A 23525-nucleotide genomic window follows, 5' to 3' on the forward strand; every position below is an offset into this window, starting at 1 on the left:
TGCTGGCTCAGTTGAAAAGCTGGATGGAAAAGACCCAACCCCAGGTCACCGCTCAAAACGCCCTGGGCAAAGCCATCAGCTACCTGGCGAGCAACTGGAACAAACTTGAACGGTACGTCGAGGAAGGCTATTTGCCAATCGACAACAACCCTGCCGAAAGAGCCATCAGGCCCTTCGTGATCGGAAGAAAGAACTGGTTGTTCAGCGACACGCCCAAAGGTGCGACGGCTAGTGCCCAACTTTACAGCTTGGTCGAGACCGCCAAAGCCAACGGCCAAGAGCCCTATGCGTGGCTGCGCCACGCACTTGAGCGCCTGCCGACGGCTTCTTCGGTTGAGGATTACGAAGCTTTACTGCCCTGGAACTGCTCGCCGGTATCGCGTAGTTAAACGCGCTATCCATCTTGCTGGCTGGTAGGGTTTACGGTGAGCTTAAAGAATACGAGCGGAGCAACGATCATGGAATACGACGATAAACTGATTGAAGAAGCCGTGCTTGCCCTGTTGGCAACCTTCAGCTTTGATAACGGCAATGCTTGGAAAGGGTTCGACTTCGAGACCATGAGCCGATTACATGAACAGGGTTTCATCAGTAATCCGGTGAACAAGAACAAATCGATTTGGTTAACGGCTGAAGGGCTGGAGCGAGGTCGGCAGATAGCCGACCGGTTGTTTGGGGTAGGAACCCAAGGGGAGCATGTATCCGACTCGGATACCTGACTTCATACCCCGGCCATCCGGTAGGTGGGGTTTATGGATCGCATACGCTAAATCAAGGCCGACCATAAACAGCAAAGTTCAGATTGGTCGAGCTCTTGCCGGCTGGGAAGAGACCTCTAAGGTTGTTCATCGAGACATTACGGATGTTGAACGACTCAGAGGAAGCGTTGGGTGTCACTTCAACGTAGTGAAGGTTCTTGTCGCTACCGCCGGCGTAATCCAGTCGAACCATGAAGGTTCCCGACCCGCCAGCCGAAACCAGCTTGAAGGATTTGTACTGCTGAATTGCAGACTCAACGAAGTTGATGCCTGCCCTCTCTCCTTCTTTGTTTTTGATTTCGCAACGACCGTTGCCTAAGAAAGTGAATCCATCCAGATCTGCTTGCGCTGCAGCAGTAAAGGATTCGCGCGGATCAATCGAATCTTGTTCATCAAGCATGACTCATCTCCTTATAAGTTGAACTTCCTTACAGCACGGCGAACTCTAGTCCAGGGCCGCCTGATATCAAGCTCAGAGCTCTGCGCCACTGACAGACGGTGCCCTCGCTTATCTCCTCACCTTCGGTAATCGGTCAGTACGACCCCTCACGCATGGCGCGGTTTTCTCGAATCTGATTGGCAACGCCGTGCGCCACGACCACTTACAGCGTCCAATTAATGTCATATTGACCGGGGATGGCACACCGCCCTTTTGCGTACAGAATCATGGAAAGCCAATTCCTCCCGCTGCATTGTCTGCTCTCTTCAATCCGGAAAGATGTTATTCCCGCTATGCTGAGGGAGAACCAGGCGCTTGGCGGCAGCATCAATTTAACAGGGAGTTGGTGTCCTGTCTTTCATGGGGCTCGTTCATTTACTTTCTAACACCTAATTTATTGGATTACTCATTGTTCAGAGCATAGTCATTCCGTAGCCAGCAAAAATATCTTTTTGGAATAACGCAACTCAATGCTTGCATTCCGCCATCTACCCTACCTAAAGGACAGGTTTTTCTACCCGGAAAACTCGGCCTGCTGTAGCCGATACGCACGCTCAAGCGCCAAGCCGTGAGTCACCTTTCAAAGCAAGTCTGATACAGTCGCCTTGGTAAATTCGTTGACAGCAAGTCAAAACATGGCAAAACCAGCCGCACGCATCACCGACCCCACCGGTTGTCCCCTGCCAGGGCACGGCCCCAAAGTGATCGCCTCCGGTTCTCCCGACGTGTTCTTCGACGGACTTGCAGCCGCGACCAAAGGCGATACCTGTACCTGTGGCAGCGCTTTAGCGTCGGACGTATCAGCTACGGTGCTCATCAATGGCAAGAATGCTGCACTGGTCGGTACTGTCGGCACCCATGGCGACGTCGTGATCGGCGGCTCGGGTACGGTCATCATCGGTGATTCCCATACACCGGCACCGTTCATTCCGCCTGCCCCTATGACCATCCATGGGAACTGGATCGGCTTTAAAATTCCGGTCGTAGAGAGCTATGAAGGGCTATCCTGCGTTGCACACTTCGAAGACGGATCCGTGATGCAAGGCGTGTTTGATGCAAAAAACACCGTAAAATTTTCAAACCCCACAGGCAATGCCTGTACCGCCATCGATTACGGCACTGAAGATGCCTCAGACGGTATTTCAATCCTCGATAGCATCCTCAGTAAAATCCAGAGATAAGGATCATCTCGTGACAGAACCAATGGTCATTACGGGCAGCTACATTTTAAAAAGAGAGCATGACCTTCACAGCTCACCTTTGGAAATGGCGATTGCCGGCATGGAAGGCGCAGCAGCGCGCTTTGCTACCGATGCTATAAAGGACGCCAAAACCCGCTTGAAGTACCAAAGCAAAATTCAAGAGATGTCTCGACTGGTTGAAGCTGAGGTCATGGCAGGCAAGATCAGCGCTAAAGATGGCGTAGCGTATTGTCAGGAAATGCGTAACAACATCATGACCGAGCATCGAAAATTCACATCCGCCCAAGGCGTCGCTGTTGCGGAAAATATCAAGCTCAACGGCCCCACATTGCAAACCACTTTGGACAAGTACGCTCACTCACTTTACAAAAAGAAATTCGACCTTTTAACCGATTTAGAGAAGTCCAAAGTCCACTACCTGATTTTGAAGAAGTCCGGTGTAGATAATCCCAAGGTTACTCGCGGCACAAAGATCATGAAAGTGACTGGGAAAGTTGCCTGGATCGTGACCGCAGCCTTTGCAGCGTCTGAAATCTATAAAGCCGATAACAAAACCAAGGAAACCGGACGCCAGGGCATCATTCTGGGCGGTGGTGCTGCCGGAGGCGCATTGGCCGGCCTAAGCGTGTCGATGCTGTGCGGCCCCGCCGCTCCGGTTTGCGCCATTGCTGTAGTGTTGGCGGGCAGCGTAGCCGGAGGTATTCTTGGCGAAATCGCAGCGGACAGCATTGACGATGAGCTGGAGGAGTTCCTAACATGGGGCGTTCGATGACCGACGAGGAACGGTCCTATGTCTACTGGGCATTATCCGATGCGTTTGTCGATACCGAGGTTGACTATGAAGCCATTGCACGCGAGACCGAGGACTACGATCCAGAAGAGATCAAGAGAATTCTTTATCATGAAGTAGCCCCCGTCTGTCATACAAACCTTGAATCAGTAATACCCATGATATGGTCAGCTTTCAACTTGGAAAATTTGGAAGCTGACATAAAAAAGACCTTGGAGGCTCGAAAAAAAAACTACTTCAGGCAGCAGAAGGATAGACTGCTAATTCGCTGGCTCAAGTTCAGATACAAATATATATGGGCAGAAATAGCCAAGCACTACAACAAAAACAAACCCACCCTTCCTACATAAACAGCATCGGTGATACCGATAATTCGTTGAGCATGCGCCGGGCAAGTAATAGAAAGCCAGCAGCCGCAAACAAAATGAGAACTGTTTAGTCGCGTTCAACTCAAAGCAGACATTCGGCAATGACCTTCATGAGTCGATAGCGATCAATCCACTACATTGGGCATGACCTTTCTTTCGGATATAGGCATTAAAAAACTGCGACCACCAATAAGTGGTTGCAGTTCCTAGAGAGGTTCAAGTAAATTAAAACTCTAGGTACTCAAACAATGGGAGTGCATGGAAGTATTTGTCGGATACCCCCGCGCGTCGCTTTGCCCACGCCATGATAATCGCGCCCAAACTACTGTACATGCAACCAGCAAATATAATGACTTGTCCTCATGAATTTCGACCAAGCTTAGGCATCGGACTTCAGCAGTGACGGTCGCCCCTCAACGATCACGAGTTTCGAATGCAGTCCCCGATGCCCACTCTCAATGAGCGCTACTTTGGCCAGCGAGGGGTAAATCAATGAACCTCAGCAGTTGGCCTGAACAATATGGACCGTTCCCAATAGGGTCCCCCAAGTCAATAATAGCCCTCCTAATTCAGCCAGCTCCCAATTCATGATCACCAACTCGCCGCTCACCTCAGCCTTCCCCTGACGTTGGTTGGTGTTGCTGTAGCGAATGTCCAAGGTTTCGAAGTGGAAGCCTTCGAACACCCGCCGAATGTCCGGGTGATCGTTGATGCTGACCATCACCTTGCCTTTACAGCGGCGCATGAAGTCGGCCATGCGCTCATAGTTCTCGAACGGAAAGTCCACGCCGTAGCCGGCGGTCTGCCAGTAAGGCGGGTCCATGTAATGGAAGGTATGAGCACGGTCATAGCGTTCAGCGCATTCAAGCCAAGGGAGGTTTTCGACGTAGGTGCCGGACAAGCGTTGCCAAGCAGCCGAGAGGTTTTCTTCAATCCGCAGCAGGTTGATCGTCGGGCCGGTGATGGCAGTGCCGAACGTTTGCCCGGTAACCTTGCCGGCGAAGGCATGGTGCTGCAGGTAGAAGAATCGGGCGGCACGCTGGATGTCGGTGAGGGTTTCGGGGCGGGTCATCTTCTGCCACTCAAATACTTGGCGTGAGCTGAGCGCCCATTTGAATTGGCGCACGAATTCTTCCAAGTGGTTCTGCACGACGCGATACAGAGTGACCAGGTCGCCGTTGATGTCGTTGAGGACTTCAACCGGCGCGGCCTGAGGCCGCATGAAGTACAGCGCGGCAACGCCGGCAAAGACTTCGACGTAGCATTCGTGCGGTGGGAAGAGCGGGATGAGGCGGTCGGCCAGGCGGCGTTTGCCGCCCATCCAAGGGATTATGGGTGTAGACATGAAATGCAAGACCTTTACTGTATGAATAAACAGGCGCTAGGCTCGCCGCGCTTTGTGCACGAAGCAGGAGCCTTGGCTGGACTTGCAGGGGCAATCTGCAGGTGAGGCGACGGGGTGGATGTTGACGCATCCTACCCGTCGCTCCTTTTTTAGAACGGATTATTCGGGCAACCAATCAGGGAGTTCATGAGCATGAAGCGATTTTGGCAACGAAGTGAAAAAATTGTAAAAGTTGAGATTGTAAATCAGCAACTATCTTGCCAAGAGAAAGATAACGCTCAAACCTCATCATTCGGCACTCCGCAAAAACCGCCTGGAAAAGAATTAAATTTTGATCTTTCATTGAAAGTACTGGCGTTCACAGCGGTAGTACTCAACAGCTGTCTCGCGATTATGGGGTATGTAGACTTCACGGGGTATCTGCAAGCGTTTGGAATAAGTACAAATGAGTTAGACCTGAGCTTATCCACCTTACTTTTTCAAGGTTACATAGAAATTATAGTTACCTCTTTCAACGCAGCCGCAGATCACTCTCTTCTAGGCGCCCTAGCAATACTGATCGTGATGACTTGTATCTTTTTGTTTCCCGTATCGATTTTTTTTAAGAACAGAGATCGTATTGACAAAACCGTAGCTGCCATGATGATTGGTTATCTCGCCTTTATAGTACTGATAATCCCTTTGGTTGGACTCCACAGAGGTGAAGAAAGAGCCAACAAACTCTTCGACAAACAAAACAGCATTGACCCAACGCAAAAACTTAAAGTCAGCCTCTCGATGAAAACCAAAGAAGGAGTCTCTGTCTCGGGAGAAACTATTTTTGCTTCGCCACAATATACCTATATATTGCAACGACGCGAACTGTATAAGATCGCAAACAGAGACAACCACATTGTGAGCATCGCAAATGTACTAGAAACCCCCAAAAGAAGCGCTGCATCTTCCGGCAACTCACAATGATTTTTCCTCGATTACTAACTTTATGTAATTTTGACACGCAGATAGGGCGATCAGTCCTTGGTCGCCGGCATCGGTGATGCCGATAATTCGTTGAGCATGCGCCGGGTCAAGTTGGGCTCTTGTGGGGCCATGAACCACGCCGCTGGTTGAGGGGGTGGCTGACATTGAGCCGCTGCTGGCCGACTGGGTGGTGTCGAGTAGGACTGACAGGCGCAGATCAGCAGTGGCAAGACGGTCGCGCAGGCGACCTTGATCACGTTGGGCATCGCTCAGAACTCGGTAATGGGTTTGTTCGCTGGCGGAGAGCTGCTGCTCCAGGGCCAGGCGCTTGGCCTGCTCAGCCTGTTGTTGCGCTGCAGCGGCCAGTGTTTGTTGATTGAGACTTTCCGCCTGCAGGCGGGCTTGTTGGTCCAGCTCCCGGCCGTAGCGCCAGTCCTGAACCTGCCACGCTAACGCGGCAGATCCGCCGGCCAATGCGGCCAGCAGCACGCCTTGGGCCAACAGCCGATACGGTGCCGGGATCAGGTCGACGAGACGCATAGCACCGCCCTCGCCCGAGCCCACAACTCCAGCCGATCCTTCAGGCCGTTGAGTCCGCCGTTGATTTGGCGGGTGATCGCATTGAATTCATCCCGATCCGCCAGGGCGTTCAGCTCACGACCCCACCAAAACCACGCGGCCGACTCGGCAGCCCATTGCGGCAGCTCCATCAGCTCCGGGGTGCGCAGCAATCGTTCGTCGCCGAACAGCGCCAGGCTGCAGCGCAGGTAGTTGCTGCGACCAGTGATCTGGATCAGGCCACGACCGCGATAGCGCTGACCGTCACCATCCGGCTCGGGCGTATTGCCCAGTTTCGTGGCCAGATTACCGGTGTCGTACTTGCTCAGGTACTGATCGCCCCCCAGTTCGCGGACGTACTGCAACTGGCCGGATTCGTGCCCGACCTGAGCCAGGAGCGCGGCTTGGCGCTGGGGGGTGTTGATTTGCCGATGAGCCATCGCTGTGTTTAGGGCGGATACAAAAACGCCCGCTTGGCGGCGGGCGTTGGGCATGATGAATTGGATCTGCTGGGTCGTTATCTGCATAGATGCTCCAAATGCAAAAAAGCCCGCTTTGCGCGGGCTTTTCGGTTAATAGACCTTCCCGATCAGAAGGTACATTTCGAGGTGGTAGGGTGACGGATCATTTCATGTACGCACTCTGATTTAGCGTTCTGCCTCTCAATAAATGGCGGGTAAACCAAGGCTGCGCACAGGAGCAATGGCACGAGATAAAATGACAGGTACAGTCTTCCAAGCATTACGAGCTACCTTTCTGGTTGGTCTTCAGAAAAGCTAACGAAAAACAAAACGCCCTGCCACCGAACTCGTGCGATTTACGCACAGCAGAATCTATTCGTACGACTCTTAACTCAGTAACGCTGCGCTACTGCTTATCGACGTGGTGATTCAGGGTTACAAGGGCGTCAGCAATTACATACTCGACGAATTGGACGTGTACCCCCATGGTTGATACGAACACTCTTTTTGGCGGCATGCTCACGACTCTGGGGGCGGCGAAGAAAACCAACTGTGACGCGCTGGGGATTCCCTGGGAGCCCAAGTATTTGTCGATCGGTGATGCAAACGGCACCGATCCAGTTCCAAGTCCCACGCAGACGGCGCTGATCCATCAGGTTCATCGCGCCCAGCTCAATCAACTGCGCGTGTCGACAGCATCACCTCGGTGATGCTGCGCAAGGTTGTAGCGAACACCGAATGGCCTTCACCGGGGGTGAAGCGCTCAGCGATCCAGCGCCTGACCACGGTGCTTGGTACGGCGGTGAAAGACGGGCTGATCACCCGCAACCCGGTCGAGTCCCTCGAACTGCCGGCGAAAGCCAAGAAGCCGATCAACCCCTTCACGGTGGGCGAGGCGAACAAGATCATCGATCACCTATATAAGTCGCTGACCCATTCGATGCGCATCTACGCGGCGTACTTCGAGTTCGCCTTCTATACCGGCATGCGCCTGAGTGAAATGGCGGCGTTGCGCTGGGAGGAGGTCGACAAAGAGAAGCGCCTGGTGAACGTGTGTCGGATCGTCGCGGACTACAAGATCGAGGAGCGGACCAAAACCCGCAATATCCGCCAGGTCATGCTCAACAGTCGCGCTTTGCATGCCATAGAACAAGCCGAGCACATGGCCAAACAACGCACACAGCAGAGCCGCCGGAAGCAGGCAAAGTCGTCGTTTGTGTTCCCGCCGACCAAGAACTTCGAGCTCATCCAGCAGTCGAGTGTGACCGACAAACACTTCCAGGTGGCGCTGACCGATTTGAAGCTTCGCGCCCGCCGGCAATACAACTGCCGACACACATACGCTACCATGTGCCTCATGGCGGGGATGAACCCTGCGTTTATTGCCACTCAGCTCGGTCATAGCGTTCAGATGCTGCTATCGACCTACGCCCGATGGATAAACTCCAGCACCGACTGGGGTGAACTCGGGAAGCTCGAAAACAGCTGGATTGGTACAAAATTGGTACAGGCAGAAACAGTACCCCTCTGAAACCCTTATGGAATCAGCCTCTGTGACACTGGAACAGAATTACACCGAGATTCTCGGCCAATTGGGCGAGGACGCCTCCCGCGAGGGCCTGCTCGACACGCCAAAACGTGCCGCCAAAGCCATGCAGTACCTCTGCCGCGGTTATGAACAGACACTGGAAGAGGTCACCAACGGTGCCTTGTTCAGCTCCGACAACAGCGAGATGGTGCTGGTCAAGGACATCGAGCTCTACTCGTTGTGCGAGCACCATCTGCTGCCGTTCATCGGCAAGGCCCACGTTGCCTACATTCCGAGCGGCAAGGTCCTGGGGCTGTCGAAAGTCGCGCGCATCGTCGATATGTACGCCCGCCGCCTGCAGATCCAGGAAAACCTCAGCCGCCAGATCGCCGATGCGGTCCAGCAAGTCACCGGCGCACTGGGCGTGGCGGTGGTGATCGAGGCCAAGCACATGTGCATGATGATGCGCGGTGTGGAGAAACAGAATTCGACGATGATCACCTCGGTGATGCTCGGCGAGTTCCGCGAAAACGCAGCCACCCGCAGCGAGTTTCTCAGCCTGATCAAGTAACGCGCAGCACGAAGAAAACCGGCACTCATCGCCGGTTTTTTTTCGCCCGTGAAAAATCAGGTAAGCTGCGCGCCTTCTGTTTGCCCCTGAGAGGCTTATACCGTGTTCGTAAAAGCGCTTCGTGTCGGCCTCGGCCAACTGATCATCTTCATCGACTTCATTACTCGTCCAGGCAAGAAGCAGCGCCCCGCCGCCGCTCAGGCTCAGGTCGAAACGGCCGCCAAGGACCTGACCCTGTATCAGTTCCACGCCTGCCCGTTCTGCGTGAAAACCCGCCGCACCCTGCGTCGCCTGAACGTTCCAGTGGCCTTGCGCGATGCCAAGAACAACGAACAGGATCGCCAGGCCCTGCTGGAGCAAGGTGGCAAGATCAAGGTGCCGTGCCTGCGCATCGAAGAGAATGGCCAGACTACCTGGATGTATGAGTCCAAGGTGATCATTGATTATCTGGATAAGCGGTTTGCTGCGGCCTGATGGTTTTTGTGGTGCTTCGACCGGCGCCATCGCGGGCAAGCCCGCTCCCACAGGGATTTGTAGAGTAAATGGGATCTGTGTTTAAGACAGATCCACTGGTGGGAGCGAGGCTTGCCCGCGATGAGGCCAGACCAACCGCCACAAACTTCAGACAAAAATAAACCGGCCCATAGGCCGGTTTATTTGTTTACGCCCTCCCCTCAAGCTGCTTCTGCCGCCTGTGCCTGACGCACCACCGCCGCCAAACGCTTGAACCCTTCGTCCAGATGCGCCGGGTCGATGTGACTGAAGTTCAGCCGCAGATGACCGGGGTTATTGTCCGGCTCAGGGAAAAATGGGGCAAGCCTCGCTCCTACAGTCGTACACATACCCTGCAGGAGCGAGGCTTGCCCGCGAAGGCGTCCTTCCTGGCGATATATCCCTATTGCCAAACTTTTCGTCCACAAAATCAAAAACATTATTTGCATTATTTGTATACAAAAGCATAATTCGCTTCGTGCGAGTTCCTGACCAACAAGTCAACAAATTCGCAAGTACCTCAAAGGGTCGCTGCCACCCTCATGGGTCCGGCCCTGGAAATAACAATAAAACTCTTGAGGAGTACTCGCTGTGGAAAGCCGCAAATCCGAAGCCTCGACGCTGGAACTCTCGCCGCCATTACGCAATGGCTGGCTGGAGCGCATCTTCAAACTCAGCTTGCACGGCACCACGGTGAAGACCGAGCTGATCGCCGGCCTGACAACCTTCATCACCATGGCTTACATCATCTTCGTCAACCCCAACATCATGGCCGACGCCGGGATCGATCACGGTGCCGCGTTCGTCGCCACCTGCATCGCCGCCGCGCTGGGTTGCCTGCTGATGGGGCTGTACGCCAACTGGCCGGTCGGCCTGGCACCGGGCATGGGCCTGAACGCGTTCTTCACCTACACCGTGGTCGGCACCATGGGCTACAACTGGGAAACCGCTCTCGGCGCGGTGTTCGTGTCCGGTGTGTTGTTCATGTTCCTGACCTTCTCCCGGATCCGTGAATGGCTGCTCAACAGCATTCCAGTGAGTTTGCGCTTTGCCATGGGCGCCGGCGTGGGCCTGTTCCTGGGGCTGATCGGCTTGAAAACCGCAGGCATCGTCGTCGATAGTCCGGCAACCCTGATCAAACTCGGCTCCCTGCGCGAACCTGGCCCACTACTGGCTGCCATCTGCTTCCTGATGATTGCCGTGCTCAGCTACCACAAAGTGTTCGGCGCGATCCTCATCAGCATCATCACCGTGACCCTGGCCGGCTGGGGCCTGGGCCTGGTGCATTACGAGGGCATCATGTCGGCGCCACCGAGTCTGGCCCCGACCTGGATGGCCATGAACATCGCCGGCGTATTCAACGTCAGCATGATCAGCGTGGTGCTGGCCTTCCTCTTCGTGCACATGTTCGACACTGCCGGCACCTTGATGGGCGTTGCCCAGCGCGCCAATCTGGTGAACGCTGACGGCCGGATCGAAAACCTGTCCCGCGCCATGAAAGCCGACAGCGCCTCTAGCGTCTTCGGCGCCATGGTCGGTGTTCCGCCAGTTACCAGCTACGTGGAAAGTGCCGCTGGCGTAGCCGCTGGTGGTCGGACTGGTCTTACCGCTGTGACCGTAGGTGTGCTATTTATTGCCGCGATGTTTTTCGCACCGCTGGCTGGCATGATTCCCGCTTACGCCACCGCCGGTGCGCTGATTTATGTGGCGATGCTGATGATGGGCGGCATGGCTCATATCGAATGGGACGAAGCGACCGACAGCATTCCGGCGATCGTCACCGCGATCATGATGCCGCTGACCTTCTCGGTCGCCGACGGCATTGCGCTGGGCTTTATCACTTACGTGACGCTGAAGGCTGGCACCGGCAAGTACAAGGAAATTTCCGTCAGCCTGTGGGTGCTCTGCGCGATCTTCATCGCCAAGTTCATCTTCTTGTAAGCGTCACGCGGTACCCGTTTCAAACCAGCCTCACCCCGTCGGGTGGGGCTTTTGCACATAGGGAGGAAAGTGATGAGTCTGGAAACCTGGCTGCTGTTCAGCGGCGCTGCGCTGGTGGCGATCCTGATCCCGGGGCCACTGTCTTTGCTGATGATCAGCAACAGCTTGAATTACGGTTTGCGCCGTTCTTACCCGGCGTTTCTGGGCGGCGTGATTGCGTCGATCTGCCTGCTCAGTGCTTCGGCGCTTGGCTTGGGCGCATTGTTGCTGGCGTCGGAACAGCTGTTCAGCGCCCTGAAAATCGTTGGCGCGCTGTACCTGTTCTACCTCGCCTGGCAGAGCTGGCAGCAATCGCGTCAGCCATCCCAAGGCGCTGAAGTGCCTCAGGCTGCGCCGGTGCCACGCTTTCGTGCGCTGTTTGGGCGCGCGTTCATGCTCGGCGCCAGTAACCCGAAAGACATTTTGTTCTTTGCCGCGTTCCTGCCGCAGTTTCTGAGCGCCGAGCAACCGTTCCTGCCGCAGTTGCTGGTGATGATTGCCACCTGGACGGTGCTGGATCTGCTGTGCAAGCTGGCTTATGGCCTCGGTGCCCATGGCGCGGCGCGGTATCTGCGCAGTGGCAAGGGGCAGAGCTGGTTTAACCGGGTCAGTGCGGGGTTGTTCAGTGGCGCCGGTGCGGCGTCGTTATTGAGCCGCTAAAAGCAAAAGCTTCGCGAGCAAGCCCACACATTGGAATGCGTACTCCTGTGGGAGCGGGCTTGCTCACGAAGGCGTCATTCGCAACACCACATTATCTACAGACAAAAAAAAGCCCGCAGTGTGAGCGGGCAAAAGACCAAAGAAGCTATATGCGCAGGATTCTTGGGGGGGAGAGTCCTAGCTTCCTCTATAGGTCGAATAGCTGTAAGGCGAAATAAGCAACGGCACATGGTAGTGATCCTGTTCGGCAGAGATACCGAACCGCAGCACCACCACATCCAGGAACGCAGGCTCTGGAAGCTGAACACCACGGGCGCGGTAGTAATCGCCCGCGTGAAACTGAAGCTGATAGACCCCGGACCGATAGTCATCGCCTTGCAGCAGCGGCGCGTCGACCCGGCCATCGCCATTGGTGAGCGCCGTGGCGACCAGTTCCAGCTGCGAACCTTCAACGCGGTACAGCTCGACCTTGATCGAGCTGCCCGGGCAACCGTGTGCAGCGTCCAAAACGTGTGTAGTCAAACGTCCCATTGATTCTGCGCGCCTGCCTGCGTGGAGCAGTCAGACCTCGCGCCTCCCGAAGTCAGTTGAAAAGGAGGCCGCACCGTTTCGGAGCACGAAAAGTTGCGGCGAGCGACTGATTAAGACATTTTTCAAAAAAATTGTACACAATAAAAACGACATTTTTACCACCATCGCCGTCATTCAGGGTTTGACGGCGAATCTTGCACCGAACCATAAGATCAGCGGACCTTCTATCCATTAGCTGACCAGTCAGGCAGGTTTCTTGCAGTACCCTCCAAAGAGGGCAGTCAGTGAAAAAGGCAAAAAATCAGGCTTACAAAGTGAATATAAAGTTGTATACAATCAACCCATCGCTGTGACGCCAGCCTGTCATCCCACTGCCTGGCCGCCACACAACCCTGACCTTGAACAAGTCGACACGAACAAGAAGGAAGACTGCAGTGAGCGCTGACTACCCACGCGACCTGATCGGTTACGGCAGTAACCCTCCTCACCCACACTGGCCGGGCAATGCCCGCATCGCCTTGTCCTTCGTGCTCAACTACGAGGAAGGTGGCGAGCGCAATATCCTTCACGGCGATAAAGAGTCCGAAGCCTTCCTTTCGGAAATGGTCTCGGCGCAGCCGCTGCAAGGCGAGCGCAACATGAGCATGGAATCCCTTTACGAGTATGGCAGCCGTGCCGGCGTCTGGCGGGTTCTGAAACTGTTCAAGGAATTCGACATCCCGCTGACGATCTTCGCCGTGGCCATGGCCGCCCAGCGCCATCCGGACGTGATCCGTGCCATGGTCGAGGCCGGCCACGAAATCTGCAGCCACGGCTATCGCTGGATCGATTACCAGTACATGGACGAAGCGCAGGAACGCGAGCACATGCTCGAAGCGATCCGCATCCTCACCGAAATCACCGGCGAGCGCCCGTTGGGCTGGTACACCGGCCGCACCGGCCCGAATACCCGTCGGCTGGTGATGGAAGAAGGCGGTTTCCTCTACGACTGTGACACCTACGACGACGACCTGCCCTACTGGGAACCGAACAACCCGACCGGCAAGGCGCATCTGGTGATTCCGTACACCCTGGACACCAACGACATGCGCTTCACCCAGGTCCAGGGCTTCAACAAGGGCGACGACTTTTTCGAATACCTCAAAGACGCCTTCGACGTGCTGTATGCCGAAGGCGCCGAGGCACCGAAAATGTTGTCGATCGGCCTGCACTGCCGGCTGATTGGCCGCCCGGCGCGCCTGGCCTCGCTCAAACGCTTTATCGAATACGCTAAAAGTCATGAACAGGTGTGGTTCAGCCGTCGCGTCGACATCGCCCGTCACTGGCACGAAACCCACCCGTATCAAGGGGCCGCGAAATGAGCCACTTCCAAACCCTGAAGCCCTCGACCCTGAGCCGCGACGCGTTTGTCGCCGCCTTCGCCGACATCTACGAGCACTCGCCATGGGTGGCCGAGAAGGCCTTCGACCTGGGCCAGGACGCTTCGATCGATGAGATCGAAACCCTGCACCAGCGCATGAGCGACATCTTGTTGAGCGCTGATCACACAAGCCAACTGGCCCTGATCAACGCTCACCCGGACCTGGCCGGCAAAGCCGCCGTCCAGGGCCAGCTTACCGCAGCCAGCACTGAAGAACAGTCTGGCGCGGGTATTCACCAATGCACGGCCGAAGAGTTCCAGCGCTTCACCGAGCTGAACGACGCCTACAAGGCCAAGTTCAAGTTTCCCTTCATCATGGCGGTAAAAGGCAGCAACCGGCATCAGATCCTCGCAGCGTTCGAAACGCGCATTCACAACTCGGTCGACACCGAATTCAAATGCGCGCTGGCGCAGATCAACAAGATCGCGTTGTTCCGATTACTGACCCTATAGCAAGCCTGGCCCGACGTTGACGAACGCAAAAAACGCCCCGGGCCCTGCAAGCATCCCAAGCCAACTTATTTAAAGGCAGACAAGAAGAATGAAAGCTTACGCCGTACCTTTCGAGAAGTTCGTCAACCTGGCCGACGCCCGCCTGGGCACCAAAATCATCTCGGTCACCGATGACTGGTTCGCAGACGCCAACCGTCTGTTCCAGCCGACCCCGGCCGTGTGGAAGGAGGGCGTGTTCGATGACAACGGCAAGTGGATGGACGGCTGGGAATCGCGCCGCAAGCGCTTCGAAGGCTACGACAGCGCGGTGATCCGCCTGGGCGTACCGGGTTCGATCAAGGGCGTGGACATCGACACTTCATTCTTCACCGGTAACTACCCACCATCGGCCTCGCTGGAAGCGTGCTTCCTGGCCTCGGGCGAGCCGGACGAAAACACCCAGTGGACTGAAGTGCTGTCGGCCGTCGAGCTGCAAGGCAACAGCCACCACTACCACGAAATCAACAACGACCGGGCGTTCAGCCACCTGCGCTTCAACATCTACCCGGATGGCGGCGTGGCCCGTCTGCGCGTGTACGGTATTCCGCACCGCGACTGGTCCGCTGTGGGTGACAACGAGCAAATCGACTTGGCCGCAGCCCTCAACGGTGGCCGCGCCCTCGCCTGCTCCGACGAACACTTCGGCCGCATGAGCAACATCCTCAACCCGGGCCGTGGCATCAACATGGGCGATGGCTGGGAAACCGCCCGTCGTCGCACGCCGGGCAATGACTGGGTGATCGTCGCACTGGGTCATGCCGGCGAGGTCGAGAAAGTCATCGTCGACACCCTGCACTTCAAGGGCAACTACCCGGACACGTGCTCGATCCAGGGTGCATTCGTGAAAGGCGGCACCGACAGCCAGATCGAAACCCAATCGCTGTTCTGGCGCGAATTGCTGCCGAGCCAGAAGCTGGAAATGCACGCCGAACACACCTTCGCCGAGCAGATCAAGGCACTGGGCCCGATCACCCACATCCGCCTGAATGTGTTCCCGGATGGTGGTGTGAGCCGCCTGCGCGTTTTGGGCAAGGTCGCGAAGTAAGATTGCGATGATCGTTCCCACGCTCTGCGTGGGAATGCATACCGTGACGCTCCGCGTCACAGTGGACGCGGAGCGTCCATGGCGGCGTTCCCACGCAGAGCGTGGGAACGATCAAATTCAAAAGATTAAGAAGACCAGCATGCGCACATTGACGATTGAACCGCTGACCAAAGAAGCCTTCGCCCCTTTCGGTGACGTGATCGAAACCGACGGTAGCGATCACTTCATGATCAACAACGGTTCGACCATGCGCTTTCACAAACTGGCTGTGGTCGAAACCGCCACGCCAGAGGACAAGGCGATCATCAGCATCTTCCGCGCCGACGCGCAGGACATGCCGCTGACCGTCCGCATGCTGGAGCGCCATCCGCTGGGCAGTCAGGCTTTCATTCCGCTGCTCGGCAACCCCTTTCTGATCGTGGTCGCGCCACTTGGCGATGAACCTGTATCAGGCTTGGTCCGCGCCTTCGTCACCAACGGCAGGCAGGGCATTAATTACCATCGCGGCGTCTGGCACCACCCGGTGCTGACGATCGAAAAGCGGGATGACTTCCTGGTGGTTGATCGCAGTGGCACAGGCAACAACTGCGATGAGCATTTTTTCAAAGAGGATGAGTGTTTGATCCTCGCCCCCCACCAATAAGAGAAGAGTCCGATCACTTGACAACAAAAGTGACGGGCGAGAGGTAAAGACTGTGGAAGCACATCTGTTGGAATGGCTGAACCTGAGCGTGCGCTGGGTTCACATGATCACTGGCGTGGCCTGGATCGGTGCATCGTTCTATTTCGTCTGGCTGGAAAACAACCTCAACCGGGTCAACCCGAAAAACGGGCTGGCGGGCGATTTGTGGGCGATCCACGGCGGCGGCATCTACCACCTGGAAAAATACAAACTGGCTCCACCGACCATGCCGGACAACCTGCACTGGTTCAAATGGGAAGCCTATTTCACCTGGCTGTCGGGGGTCGCGCTGCTGTGCGTGGTGTTCTACTCCAACCCGACGCTGTACCTGCTGGCACCGGGCAGCACCTTGAGCGGCCCTGAAGGCGTGGCCATCGGCCTCGGCTCGCTGTTCATCGGCTGGTTCATCTACTCCTTCCTCTGCGACTCGGCCCTGGGCAAACGCCCTGCCCTGCTGGGCTTCATCCTGTTCGTGCTGATCATCGGCGCCGCTTACGGCTTCAGCAAAGTGTTCAGCGGTCGGGGTGCGTACCTGCATGTCGGCGCCATCATCGGCACCATCATGGTCGGCAACGTGTTCCGCATCATCATGCCGGCCCAGCGCGCCCTGGTGGCGGCGATTGCCGAGAACCGCACGCCCGATCCGACGCTGCCAGCCAAAGGCTTGCTGCGTTCGCGGCACAACAACTACTTCACCTTGCCGGTGCTGTTCATCATGATCAGCAACCACTTCCCGAGCACCTATGGCAGCCAATACAACTGGCTGATCCTGGCCGGGATCGCGGTGCTGGCGGTGTTGGTGCGTCACTACTTCAACACCCGTCATGACAGCCACAAATTTGCCTGGACCCTGCCCGTCGCGGCAGTTGGCATGATTTGCCTGGCGTACGTCACGGGGCCGGCGCCGATGTCCAGCGCGCCTGAAGTGGCCAAGGCACCTGGGACTATCGAGTACCAGCCGCTGCCGGAAACCGCCCTTGGCGGTGGTGCCAAACCTGAAGCTGCAAAACCCGCTGCACCTGCCGCTGCACCGGCCCAAGCCTCGAATCAGGGCCCGACGTTCGACAAGGTTCACAGCGTCATTCAGGAGCGTTGCGCGGTCTGTCACTCGGCCAAACCCACCAGCCCGCTGTTCAGTGCGGCACCCGCCGGCGTGATGTTCGACACGCCAGAACAGATCCGCCAAAACGCCGCTCGCATTCAGGCTCAAGCCGTCACCAGCCAGATCATGCCACTGGGCAACATCACCCAGATGACCCAGCAGGAACGTGACCTGATCGGTGCGTGGATTGTTCAGGGAGCTGCGACCCATTAAGTAGCAAAAGCTTCGCGGGCACGCCTCCTCCTACAGGATTTGCATTGACCTTGCAGGGGCGAGGCTTGCCCGCGAGTGGCCGCATTGATCTGAACCTGTGACGAGGGGTTCGCCCTCACATCAGGGCAAGCCCCCTTATCACAGTGCACCTCAAACAATAAAAACAAGAGGGAGCAACAGATGATTAATCCCCAGACAAGCCTGTCGCTTGGCAGCGTCGGCCTGACTGCCTACAACCGTGCCCCAAACCTGTCGCCAGTGCTCTGTTGCGGGGCACTTGAGCCGTGGCACGGGAGTCAGCGTTCTCCGCGACCGCCCGAATCCGCTCTAAAAAAAAGCGCAGATTTAATTCCTGACCAGAAAGCCAACTTACCCCGACTCTGGACCGCACCAAGGCAACCCGAATTGACACTCAATCGACTGTTTTCGAACAGCCGAACGGGCGTTTTTTGGCTTTTTTAAAGCCTTGGCTCAGCTCTTGCTAACAGCACCAAAGCTGACCGACTGGATGACTTTTAACCGCAGCAAGAAAAGGCGCCACACCAGAGCGCCGACCTTAGAAAAACAACGTGGAACCACCTACTTTTTGGGAGCAACCGAATGAAACGTACGTGCACCAGCCTGATGCTCGCGGCAACCTTGCTGGCCGGGGGCCAGGCAATGGCCGGCGACTTGCTGCAATGGCAGAACAACAGCCTGACCTACCTCTACGGCAAGGACTTCCAGGTCAACCCGCGCATTCAGCAAACCGTCACCTTCGAGCACGCCGATGCCTGGAAATACGGGGACAACTTCGTGTTCGTCGACAAGATTTTCTACAACGGCAAGGACGACAGCGGCGTTGGCTCGAACACCTATTACGGCGAAATCAGCCCGCGCTTGTCGTTTGGCAAGATCTTCGACCAGAAGCTGGAATTCGGTCCGGTCAAGGACGTACTGCTGGCGATGACGTACGAGTTCGGTGAAGGTGATACCGAGTCCTACCTGATCGGTCCGGGTTTCGACCTGGCCATTCCCGGGTTCGACTACTTCCAGCTGAACTTCTACCAGCGCCACACCGAAGGCAGCCGCCCGGGTGACAACGTCTGGCAGATCACCCCGGTCTGGGCCTACACCATTCCTGTCGGCGATTCGAACATCCTGATCGATGGTTTCATGGACTGGGTGGTCGACAACGACCAGAACAGCAAAGGCACCTACCACGCCAACCTGCACTTCAACCCACAGATCAAATACGACTTGGGCAAAGCCTTGAACATTGGCGAGAAGCAGTTGTATGTGGGTGTCGAGTACGACTACTGGTCCGACAAGTACGGGATCAAGGACAGCCAGGCCTTCAAGACCGATCAAAGCAATACGAGCTTGCTGGTGAAGTTCCACTTCTGATCGCAAAAAGCATCGCGGGCAAGCCACGCTCCCACAGGTTCTGTGTCGTTCACATCATCGGCGAACGACACAAAACCTGTGGGAGCGTGGCTTGCCCGCGAATAGCCACACCGCCAATCTCAAGCCGGCACCGCAGGCTCCATCAACCCCAGAAACCGGCACAACTCATCCCGCTTGGCCAAGGCATCGCGCCGCCCCAGATCGATCAACTCGCTGCAATACCCCGCCTCGAACAACAGATAACTCAGCACCCCCGCCCCGCTGGTCTTGGTCGCCCCCGGCCCGCGTAAAAACAGACGCAAGGCCGCCGGTAATTCCTGTCGATGCCGCGCCGCAATTTCATCGATCGGCTGACTCGGCGAAATCACCAGCACCTCCACCGGCGCCGCCCCCAATGCACGACTCGACATGCCGTCGGGCAGCAGATGGCTGAACTGATTCAGACGCTGCAACAACTCGATGTCACTTTCCAGGCTGTCAATGAACGTACTGTTGAGCATGTGCCCGCCAATCTGCGCCAGGGTCGGCTGCTGACCGGTGTAGGCGCGTTGCAGCGGCTGTTGCGGGTCGACGCCGCGCGGGTTGCCGCTGACGCCCACCACCAGCACGCGGCTGGCGCCCAGGTGCAGGGCCGGGCTGATCGGCGCCGACTGGCGCACTGCGCCATCGCCGAAATACTCTTCGCCGATTTTCACCGGTGCGAACAGCAACGGAATCGCCGAACTGGCGAGCAGATGGTCGACGCTCAATTGAGTCGGTACGCCGATTCGCCGATGGCGCAACCAGGACTCGATGGTGCCGCCGCCCTGATAAAACGTGACAGCCTGACCGGACTCATAACCGAACGCCGTGACCGCCACCGCCTTCAATTGTTTTTGCGCGATCGCTTCGGCAATCCCGGGCATGTGCAGTTTGTGATTGAGCAAACGGCGCAGCGGCGAACTGTTGAGCAGGGCCACTGGCACCGGCGAACCAATGCCCATCAGGTTGTGACTGACAAAACGGGTGGCCTGATGAATCACCCCCGGCCAATCGCTGCGTAATACCAGATGGCTGCGAAAACCTTGCCAGAAGGCCGTCAGACGCTCGATCGCGCCACGAAAGTCCATTGCTCCACTGGCCAGGCTGACCGCGTTGATCGCACCGGCCGAGGTGCCGACGATCACCGGAAACGGATTCGCCGCCCCCATCGGCAGCAGCTCGGCAATCGCCGCGAGCACGCCCACCTGATAGGCCGCCCGAGCCCCACCGCCGGAAAGAATCAACCCTGTAACCGGTTCAGCAGAACTCATTGCAACACTCCATGGTGCTTAAAGGGGTCGGTGACTCAACCGCGTTTGACGTACAGCTTCGGCTCGCCCGGTGGACGGCTCTTGAAGCGGCGATGCGCCCAGAGGTATTGCTCCGGACATTCGCGCAAGGCACTTTCGACCCACTGGTTGATCCGAATGCAGTCAGCCTCTTCCGTCTCGCCGGGAAAGCCTTCGAGCGGCGCGTGAATCACCAACCGATAACCGCTGCCGTCAGCCAGGCGCTCCTGGGTGAACGGCACCACCAGCGCCTTGCCCAGCCGTGCGAATTTACTAGTGGCGGTGACAGTCGCCGCCTGAATCCCGAACAGTGGCACGAAGATACTTTGCTTGGCGCCGTAGTCCTGATCCGGTGCGTACCAGATCGCTCTCCCTGCCCGCAGCAGTTTGAGCATGCCACGCACGTCGTCGCGCTCCACCGCCAGCGAGTCGAGGTTGTGCCGCTCGCGGCCACGACGCTGGATGTAGTCGAACAGCGGATTCTTGTGTTCGCGGTACATGCCATCGATGGTGTGCTGCTGACCGAGCAGCGCCGCGCCGATTTCCAGCGTGGTGAAATGCACGGCCATCAGAATCACGCCCTTGCCCTCCGTCTGGGCCTGCTTCAAATGCTCCAGGCCTTCGACATGGGCCAGTTTCGCCAGACGCTTGCGCGACCACCACCAACTCATGGCCATCTCGAAGAAGGCGATGCCGGTGGACGCGAAGTTTTGCTTGAGCAGGCGCTTGCGCTCGGCCGCGGATTTTTCAGGGAAACACAGCTCAAGATTGCGCTTGGCGATGCGCCGTCGGTCGCCGGCCACCCGGTACATCAATGCACCCAGGGCGCGACCGATCGCCAGCAACGCCGGATACGGCAACTGCACAATCAGCCACAACAGCCCCAGGCCACACCACAGCGGCCAGAAACGCGGAGAAAGAAATGCTGTTCGAAAACGCGGGCGATCCATTAAAGGTTCCGTCAAGACAGTGGCCGCGCATTCTACATCGTTCGACCCGGCTTGCGGCCCGCGGGCGTTCTCGTTATAAGTCTCGGCACTTTTAGTGACAAGCCGTTGTATGCCGACCATGAGCCAAACCGAACCGCTAGACCAAGATCCCGTGTTCCAGTTGAAGGGCAGCATGCTCGCCATTACGGTGCTGGAACTGGCCCGTAACGACCTTGAGAGCCTTGATCGACAACTGGCCGCCAAAGTCGCCCAGGCGCCCAACTTCTTCAGCAACGCGCCGCTGGTACTGGCCCTGGACAAACTCCCGGCCAGCGAAGGCTCGGTCGACCTGCCGGGATTGATGCGCATCTGCCGTCAGCACGGCCTGCGCACCCTGGCGATCCGCGCCAGCCGCATCGAAGACATCGCAGCGGCCATCGCCGTCGATCTGCCGGTGCTGCCGCCGTCCGGTGCGCGTGAGCGCCCGCTCGACCCGCTCGAAGGCGTCGTTGCGAAAAAACCGGAAAAACCACCGGAACCGACCATCAAACCGACGAAAATCATTACCTCGCCAGTACGCGGTGGCCAGCAGATTTATGCCCAGGGCAGCGATCTGGTGGTGATTTCGTCGGTCAGCCCGGGGGCGGAACTTCTCGCCGATGGGAACATCCATGTATACGGCGCGATGCGCGGTCGTGTGTTGGCCGGCGTCAAAGGCGACACGAAAGCCAGGATTTTCTGTCAGCAAATGACCGCTGAACTGGTCTCCATCGCCGGCCACTACAAGGTTTCCGAAGATCTGCGTCGCGATCCGTTGTGGGGCGCGGGCGTACAAGTCAGCCTGTCGGGCGACGTGTTGAACATCATTCGGCTTTAACGGATACTGCCGCATTTTCCAAGCATCTCTAAAACGTAGCGAAAACGGCTCAAACGAAGTAGGAAAAAGGCCAAAAGCAGTGTTTACCGGGGGTAAGCACCGCTCAGAACCGGATTCCAGCCAAGGCTGTCCGACTGCAGTAGTTTTTCAAGAGATGTTTTTCAGGGGCTAAACGTCCTTTTTCCTTAGGGGTAAAACACCTTGGCCAAGATTCTCGTGGTTACATCCGGCAAGGGTGGTGTGGGTAAGACCACCACCAGCGCCGCTATCGGTACCGGCCTCGCTCTGCGTGGTCACAAAACAGTAATCGTCGACTTCGACGTCGGTTTGCGTAACCTCGACCTGATCATGGGTTGCGAGCGCCGCGTGGTATATGACTTCGTCAACGTGGTGAACGGCGAAGCCAACCTGCAACAGGCCCTGATCAAAGACAAACGCCTGGAAAACCTCTACGTCCTGGCCGCCAGCCAGACGCGCGACAAAGACGCGCTGACCGTCGAAGGCGTGGAAAAAGTCCTGATGCAGCTCAAGGAAGACTTCGATTTCGTGGTCTGCGACTCCCCGGCCGGCATCGAGAAAGGTGCCCACCTGGCCATGTACTTCGCCGACGAAGCGATTGTCGTGACCAACCCGGAAGTTTCCTCCGTACGTGACTCGGACCGCATGCTGGGCCTGCTGGCCAGCAAGTCCCGTCGTGCCGAAAGAGGCGAAGACCCGATCAAGGAACACCTGCTGATCACCCGCTACCATCCAGAACGTGTCAGCAAGGGCGAAATGCTCGGTGTCGAAGACGTCAAGGATATTCTCTCGGTGACATTGCTCGGCGTGATCCCTGAATCCCAGGCGGTGCTCAAGGCATCCAACCAGGGTATTCCGGTGATTCTCGACGACCAGAGCGACGCTGGTCAGGCCTACAGCGATACCGTTGACCGCCTGCTGGGCGAAAATCGCGAACACCGGTTCCTCGATGTCGAGAAGAAGGGATTCTTCGAGCGACTTTTTGGAGGTAGGTAATGAACCTTTTTGACTTCTTTCGTGCCAGTAAAAAGGTCAGCACCGCGTCGGTAGCGAAAGAGCGTCTACAGATCATCGTGGCGCATGAACGCGGCCAGCGCAGTACGCCGGACTACTTGCCAGCCCTGCAGAAGGAACTGGTGGAAGTGATCCGCAAGTACGTCAATATCGGGTCCGATGACGTGCACGTCGCTCTGGAAAACCAGGGCAGCTGCTCGATCCTGGAACTCAATATCACCCTGCCAGATCGCTGAGTCGATCCGGCGGGAGCCACGGCGGCTCAGAACCTTTGAGCCTGTGTAGGAGCTGCCGCAGGCTGCGATCTTTTGATCTTGTTTTAAAAGCAAAATCAAAAGATCGCAGCCTGCGGCAGCCCCTACACGGGACAATGGAGGTTCTGAGCCGCCGTTGG

General features: G+C 56.9%; 28 protein-coding genes and 1 pseudogene. 21 read left to right on the forward strand and 8 right to left on the reverse strand.

What is annotated here, in order from left to right:
- Together AACY49_RS24325 and AACY49_RS24330 are read left to right on the forward strand one after the other, a co-directional pair.
- The coding region (locus AACY49_RS24325; RefSeq protein WP_339526892.1) for an IS66 family transposase at nucleotides 1-389 on the forward strand (389 nt) is incomplete at its 5' end.
- Nucleotides 390-458: 69 nt separating this feature from the next.
- Nucleotides 459-719, forward strand: coding sequence for a DUF6429 family protein (locus AACY49_RS24330; RefSeq protein ID WP_339526894.1), 261 nt, complete (start codon nucleotides 459-461; stop codon nucleotides 717-719).
- Between the two features lie 52 nt (nucleotides 720-771).
- On the opposite strand, the gene AACY49_RS24335 is transcribed toward AACY49_RS24330, so the two are convergent.
- Nucleotides 772-1158, reverse strand: a complete 387-nt coding sequence (locus tag AACY49_RS24335) for a hypothetical protein (RefSeq protein ID WP_339526896.1) — start codon at nucleotides 1156-1158, stop codon at nucleotides 772-774.
- A 674-nt stretch (nucleotides 1159-1832) separates the two neighbouring features.
- On the opposite strand from AACY49_RS24335, the gene AACY49_RS24340 reads away from it, so the two are divergent.
- From AACY49_RS24340 to AACY49_RS24350, 3 genes are read left to right on the forward strand one after another with little or no spacing between them, the layout of a single operon-like run.
- On the forward strand, nucleotides 1833-2378 hold the full coding sequence (locus tag AACY49_RS24340; protein WP_339526898.1) for a PAAR domain-containing protein: 546 nt from the start codon (nucleotides 1833-1835) through the stop codon (nucleotides 2376-2378).
- Nucleotides 2379-2388: 10 nt separating this feature from the next.
- On the forward strand, nucleotides 2389-3171 hold the full coding sequence (locus AACY49_RS24345) for a hypothetical protein (protein ID WP_339526900.1): 783 nt from the start codon (nucleotides 2389-2391) through the stop codon (nucleotides 3169-3171).
- A complete protein-coding gene (locus tag AACY49_RS24350; protein ID WP_339526902.1) occupies nucleotides 3168-3539 on the forward strand; it encodes a DUF7079 family protein in 372 nt (123 codons plus the stop codon). The genes AACY49_RS24345 and AACY49_RS24350 overlap by 4 nt, the downstream gene beginning before the upstream one ends.
- A gap of 517 nt (nucleotides 3540-4056) precedes the next feature.
- On the opposite strand, the gene AACY49_RS24355 is transcribed toward AACY49_RS24350, so the two are convergent.
- Nucleotides 4057-4902: a DNA adenine methylase gene (locus AACY49_RS24355; protein ID WP_339526904.1), complete on the reverse strand. Its 846-nt coding sequence runs from the start codon at nucleotides 4900-4902 to the stop codon at nucleotides 4057-4059.
- Nucleotides 4903-5094: 192 nt separating this feature from the next.
- Here AACY49_RS24355 and AACY49_RS24360 point away from each other — a divergent pair, with 192 nt between their 5' ends.
- Complete coding sequence (locus AACY49_RS24360) at nucleotides 5095-5862, forward strand: hypothetical protein (protein ID WP_339526906.1); 768 nt, start codon at nucleotides 5095-5097, stop codon at nucleotides 5860-5862.
- Here AACY49_RS24360 and AACY49_RS24365 read toward each other — a convergent pair.
- Both AACY49_RS24365 and AACY49_RS24370 read right to left on the reverse strand, forming a co-directional pair.
- Complete coding sequence (locus tag AACY49_RS24365) at nucleotides 5854-6402, reverse strand: lysis system i-spanin subunit Rz (protein WP_339526907.1); 549 nt, start codon at nucleotides 6400-6402, stop codon at nucleotides 5854-5856. The genes AACY49_RS24360 and AACY49_RS24365 overlap by 9 nt on opposite strands.
- A complete protein-coding gene (locus AACY49_RS24370; RefSeq protein WP_339526908.1) occupies nucleotides 6384-6947 on the reverse strand; it encodes a glycoside hydrolase family 19 protein in 564 nt (187 codons plus the stop codon). Before AACY49_RS24370 ends, AACY49_RS24365 begins: the two co-directional genes overlap by 19 nt.
- 419 nt (nucleotides 6948-7366) lie before the next feature.
- Here AACY49_RS24370 and AACY49_RS24375 point away from each other — a divergent pair, with 419 nt between their 5' ends.
- The 4 genes from AACY49_RS24375 (at nucleotide 7367) to AACY49_RS24390 (ending at nucleotide 9454) form a co-directional block, all read left to right on the forward strand.
- Nucleotides 7367-7591, forward strand: coding sequence for a phage tail-collar fiber domain-containing protein (locus AACY49_RS24375; protein WP_339526909.1), 225 nt, complete (start codon nucleotides 7367-7369; stop codon nucleotides 7589-7591).
- A complete protein-coding gene (locus AACY49_RS24380) occupies nucleotides 7591-8412 on the forward strand; it encodes a tyrosine-type recombinase/integrase (RefSeq protein ID WP_339526981.1) in 822 nt (273 codons plus the stop codon). The genes AACY49_RS24375 and AACY49_RS24380 overlap by 1 nt, the downstream gene beginning before the upstream one ends.
- A 22-nt stretch (nucleotides 8413-8434) precedes the next feature.
- On the forward strand, nucleotides 8435-8980 hold the full coding sequence (gene folE / locus AACY49_RS24385; protein WP_320394541.1) for a GTP cyclohydrolase I FolE: 546 nt from the start codon (nucleotides 8435-8437) through the stop codon (nucleotides 8978-8980).
- A 102-nt stretch (nucleotides 8981-9082) separates the two neighbouring features.
- Nucleotides 9083-9454, forward strand: a complete 372-nt coding sequence (locus AACY49_RS24390) for a glutathione S-transferase N-terminal domain-containing protein (protein ID WP_129436949.1) — start codon at nucleotides 9083-9085, stop codon at nucleotides 9452-9454.
- Nucleotides 9455-9654: 200 nt separating this feature from the next.
- On the opposite strand, the pseudogene AACY49_RS24395 reads toward AACY49_RS24390, so the two are convergent.
- A pseudogene (locus tag AACY49_RS24395) lies at nucleotides 9655-9792 on the reverse strand (PLP-dependent aminotransferase family protein); the annotation flags it as partial.
- Between the two features lie 271 nt (nucleotides 9793-10063).
- Between AACY49_RS24395 and AACY49_RS24400 the strand changes: the two are divergent.
- Together AACY49_RS24400 and AACY49_RS24405 are read left to right on the forward strand one after the other, a co-directional pair.
- Nucleotides 10064-11413 carry an NCS2 family permease gene (locus tag AACY49_RS24400; protein WP_445262662.1) on the forward strand — a complete coding sequence of 450 codons (1350 nt, stop codon included), beginning with the start codon at nucleotides 10064-10066 and terminating at the stop codon, nucleotides 11411-11413.
- A 72-nt stretch (nucleotides 11414-11485) separates the two neighbouring features.
- A complete protein-coding gene (locus tag AACY49_RS24405; RefSeq protein ID WP_339526911.1) occupies nucleotides 11486-12112 on the forward strand; it encodes a LysE family translocator in 627 nt (208 codons plus the stop codon).
- A gap of 177 nt (nucleotides 12113-12289) precedes the next feature.
- Here the strand turns inward: AACY49_RS24405 and uraH are convergent, their stop codons facing one another.
- Nucleotides 12290-12643 (reverse strand): hydroxyisourate hydrolase, encoded by a 354-nt coding sequence (uraH, locus tag AACY49_RS24410; RefSeq protein ID WP_339526912.1) that lies wholly within the window; start codon nucleotides 12641-12643, stop codon nucleotides 12290-12292.
- A gap of 434 nt (nucleotides 12644-13077) precedes the next feature.
- Between uraH and puuE the strand changes: the two genes are divergently transcribed.
- The 6 genes from puuE (at nucleotide 13078) to AACY49_RS24440 (ending at nucleotide 18983) form a co-directional block, all read left to right on the forward strand.
- A complete protein-coding gene (puuE, locus tag AACY49_RS24415; protein WP_339526914.1) occupies nucleotides 13078-14004 on the forward strand; it encodes an allantoinase PuuE in 927 nt (308 codons plus the stop codon).
- A complete protein-coding gene (gene uraD, locus AACY49_RS24420; protein ID WP_339526916.1) occupies nucleotides 14001-14516 on the forward strand; it encodes a 2-oxo-4-hydroxy-4-carboxy-5-ureidoimidazoline decarboxylase in 516 nt (171 codons plus the stop codon). Before puuE ends, uraD begins: the two co-directional genes overlap by 4 nt.
- Nucleotides 14517-14604: 88 nt before the next feature.
- Nucleotides 14605-15600, forward strand: a complete 996-nt coding sequence (gene alc, locus AACY49_RS24425; protein WP_320391298.1) for an allantoicase — start codon at nucleotides 14605-14607, stop codon at nucleotides 15598-15600.
- Nucleotides 15601-15739: 139 nt separating this feature from the next.
- Entirely contained in the window at nucleotides 15740-16243 is a 504-nt protein-coding gene (locus tag AACY49_RS24430) for an ureidoglycolate lyase (protein ID WP_258700767.1), read from the forward strand.
- Between the two features lie 52 nt (nucleotides 16244-16295).
- The gene (locus AACY49_RS24435) at nucleotides 16296-17597 is read left to right on the forward strand and encodes a urate hydroxylase PuuD (protein ID WP_339526919.1); all 1302 of its coding nucleotides are present in this window, start codon (nucleotides 16296-16298) and stop codon (nucleotides 17595-17597) included.
- A gap of 600 nt (nucleotides 17598-18197) precedes the next feature.
- The gene (locus tag AACY49_RS24440; RefSeq protein WP_339526921.1) at nucleotides 18198-18983 is read left to right on the forward strand and encodes an outer membrane protein OmpK; all 786 of its coding nucleotides are present in this window, start codon (nucleotides 18198-18200) and stop codon (nucleotides 18981-18983) included.
- 119 nt (nucleotides 18984-19102) lie between these two features.
- Here AACY49_RS24440 and AACY49_RS24445 read toward each other — a convergent pair whose 3' ends face one another.
- Nucleotides 19103-20275 (reverse strand): patatin-like phospholipase family protein, encoded by a 1173-nt coding sequence (locus tag AACY49_RS24445; protein ID WP_258696838.1) that lies wholly within the window; start codon nucleotides 20273-20275, stop codon nucleotides 19103-19105.
- A 35-nt stretch (nucleotides 20276-20310) separates the two neighbouring features.
- The gene (locus AACY49_RS24450) at nucleotides 20311-21243 is read right to left on the reverse strand and encodes a lipid A biosynthesis lauroyl acyltransferase (RefSeq protein ID WP_339526923.1); all 933 of its coding nucleotides are present in this window, start codon (nucleotides 21241-21243) and stop codon (nucleotides 20311-20313) included.
- A 118-nt stretch (nucleotides 21244-21361) separates the two neighbouring features.
- Here AACY49_RS24450 and minC point away from each other — a divergent pair, with 118 nt between their 5' ends.
- The 3 genes from minC (at nucleotide 21362) to minE (ending at nucleotide 23367) form a co-directional block, all read left to right on the forward strand.
- The gene (minC, locus tag AACY49_RS24455) at nucleotides 21362-22099 is read left to right on the forward strand and encodes a septum site-determining protein MinC (protein ID WP_258696840.1); all 738 of its coding nucleotides are present in this window, start codon (nucleotides 21362-21364) and stop codon (nucleotides 22097-22099) included.
- A 201-nt stretch (nucleotides 22100-22300) separates the two neighbouring features.
- Nucleotides 22301-23113: a septum site-determining protein MinD gene (gene minD / locus AACY49_RS24460; protein ID WP_030131659.1), complete on the forward strand. Its 813-nt coding sequence runs from the start codon at nucleotides 22301-22303 to the stop codon at nucleotides 23111-23113.
- The gene (minE, locus tag AACY49_RS24465) at nucleotides 23113-23367 is read left to right on the forward strand and encodes a cell division topological specificity factor MinE (RefSeq protein ID WP_007898843.1); all 255 of its coding nucleotides are present in this window, start codon (nucleotides 23113-23115) and stop codon (nucleotides 23365-23367) included. The genes minD and minE overlap by 1 nt, the downstream gene beginning before the upstream one ends.
- Nucleotides 23368-23525: the final 158 nt, after the last annotated feature.

The organism is Pseudomonas sp. EL_65y_Pfl2_R96, assembly GCF_963970905.1.
Classification (GTDB): Bacteria; Pseudomonadota; Gammaproteobacteria; order Pseudomonadales; family Pseudomonadaceae; genus Aquipseudomonas.